We start from the raw sequence: 208 nt of genomic DNA on the forward strand, positions 1-208 counted from the left end.
CTAATAGATTTTTTCGCAATACTAAAGTTCTGCACTGAAAGTGCAGGGTTTTAAACCCATTACTGAGACCAATAAAATCATAAGTTTGAAGCGCTTGTTTGAGGGTAAATAAATGTTCACAACGAAAGTTTCCCTGCAAAGACAGAATAAAATCGTCTTTACTTACCTTGAGCCTCTTTGTGTGAAACTTTGCCAATTCAGTAGCTGA

The 208-nt window shown here is 36.1% G+C and carries 1 protein-coding gene; it reads right to left on the reverse strand.

Going from position 1 to position 208, the window contains the following annotated elements:
• The coding region (locus Q0954_RS34970; protein WP_299466966.1) for a hypothetical protein at window positions 1–208 on the reverse strand (208 nt) is incomplete at both ends.

Origin of the sequence: uncultured Microscilla sp. (assembly GCF_947493425.1) — a bacterium.
Taxonomy (GTDB): domain Bacteria; phylum Bacteroidota; class Bacteroidia; order Cytophagales; family Microscillaceae; genus Microscilla.